Source organism: Martelella sp. UBA3392 (assembly GCF_002358775.1).
Lineage (GTDB): Bacteria > Pseudomonadota > Alphaproteobacteria > Rhizobiales > Rhizobiaceae > Martelella > Martelella mediterranea.
The window spans coordinates 1-1,868 of the sequence record NZ_DEPM01000212.1 but is presented as its reverse complement, the minus strand read 5'-3'; the positions used below and the strand labels follow the sequence as shown (position 1 = coordinate 1,868).

The window sequence follows — 1,868 nt, the reverse complement described above, 5'->3', positions numbered from 1 at the left end:
TCGACGAATCGGCACTCCGGCGCGCGTCCGAGCGTGCGATAGGCGGCGTCCGCCGTCTGCCGGCAGCGCATCGCGGAAGACGACAGGATCAGGCCTGGAACGTAGCCGCTCTGCTTCATTCGCTCGGCAAGTTCGGCGGCGTCATCGACGCCGCGCTTGGAGAGCGGCCGGTCGTAATCGCGCATGGTCGGCTCGGGCCAGACCGCCTGGGCATGGCGCAGAAGATAGATCCGGTCGGGGTGCGGGTTGATGGTCGACATTCTCAATCTCGAAGCGGCGTGAAGCGGTTTGGAACGCGCGGTGGCTGCGCTGACATTCAAAAATCGACCATGTCTTTACCATGATTTTTTCACAAGACCTCACGCTTTTTTGCCGGCTTTGTTCGATGCTTCCGGAGCGCCGAAAATCCATTCGAATGCAGCCCTTGAGAGCGATCTTCAGCGGTCCTGCAACGCAGGCGCGATTTTGAACGGCATTGTGACAGAGAGGTCGTTCTTCAGGCAGGGCCTATTTTTTCAACAGTTTTTTACCTGCCCAAATATGAAGCAGAGGCTTGAATTTTCGTATTTGTTTGGGATATACACCGCCCGTGGGGTGTTGTTCAGGAGAATGGCTTTGAACAAGAACATTGATCTTAGTAGCTATGTTCTCTCCGATAACGAAGAGTTCATGAATCCCAACCAGCGGGCCTATTTTCGCGCAAAACTGATCGCCTGGAGAAACGATATCCTGCGGGAAGCACGCGAAACGCTCGAACATCTGGCCGCCGAAAGCGCCAACCATCCCGATCTCGCTGACCGGGCCTCTTCCGAAACCGACCGTTCCATCGAACTGCGTGCGCGTGATCGCCAGCGCAAGCTGATCTCGAAGATCGATGCGGCGCTGCGCCGGATCGACGAGGGAACCTATGGTTATTGCGAGGAGACTGGTGAGCCGATCGGACTTAAACGGCTGGATGCGCGACCAATCGCAACCCTGTCGATCGAGGCGCAGGAGCGCCACGAGCGACGCGAAAAAGTCTACCGCGACGAATAGCATGACACATCAAAAGGCCGCGCCAGAGGACGCGGCCTTTTGATTCTCATCGCTGTTTTTTGCGCGCTGCCGAATCACCTGGGTTCGGTGGGCGCGGTTGCGGGCTTGGCGGCGGCCTCTTCGGCAGAAGGCGCGCGGCGCGCGCCGATGGGCGCCGGTATGCGCGTTTCCAGCAGGATATCGTTCGGGCCGCCGATCATCACCAGATGCTCGACATTGTCGCGCCGGATCAGCACCACCCGGCGGCGCGCGTCGACGGCTGCGGCATCGACCACGAAAAGCCTGGGCTTACGGTTCTTGCCGCCCCGGATGAAGGGCGATGGCGGGCGCAGATGCATCAGAACCCAGATCGCGACAATGATCACGATGATCACGCCGATCGCTATCAGCGGTATATCGAAAATCATGCTGCCGAAACCGAGGTCGCCCATTGTCTGCCTTTCACTGCCTATGCCCTGTCTGCGCTTTGCCTGCGCATGCGCGCGCCAATCTAGCATGGCTTACGGATTGAAATCGCGCCTTTTTTGGCAATATCACCAGAACGAAGCAAGGCATGGACGAAACCGGGCCTGATCGGGGCGGAAACCGGGCGGCAATACCGAAATTTAAGCATTTGTCGCTAGATATGCTTGCAGAACTGGCCGATCCTGTTGCATCGGGCACCAACGATGTTTTCGCGCCACGGGCCGGACGGATGACGAGGTTTCAATGACATCAGGGCAAAAGGACGACACGGGCAGCGAGACCACCGTCAGGCGCGGCTTCGGCGCCGGCATCATGTCCCGGCTGGCGCTCGTGCTTCTCATCCTGGCGACGATCGTGGCGCTTGCCTA

General features: G+C 58.9%; 3 protein-coding genes. 1 reads left to right on the top strand and 2 read right to left on the bottom strand.

Annotation, left to right across the window (positions count from 1 at the left end; all coding sequences use genetic code 11):
- A partial coding sequence (locus B4E36_RS17145) for a SixA phosphatase family protein (protein WP_345900598.1) occupies positions 1–260 on the bottom strand: 260 nt, incomplete at its 3' end.
- 355 nt (positions 261–615) lie between these two features.
- Between B4E36_RS17145 and dksA the strand changes: the two genes are divergently transcribed.
- Entirely contained in the window at positions 616–1,035 is a 420-nt protein-coding gene (dksA, locus tag B4E36_RS17140; RefSeq protein WP_292058615.1) for an RNA polymerase-binding protein DksA, read from the top strand.
- Positions 1,036–1,109: 74 nt separating this feature from the next.
- On the opposite strand, the gene B4E36_RS17135 is transcribed toward dksA, so the two are convergent.
- Entirely contained in the window at positions 1,110–1,466 is a 357-nt protein-coding gene (locus B4E36_RS17135) for a flagellar biosynthetic protein FliO (protein WP_018066491.1), read from the bottom strand.
- Positions 1,467–1,868: the final 402 nt, after the last annotated feature.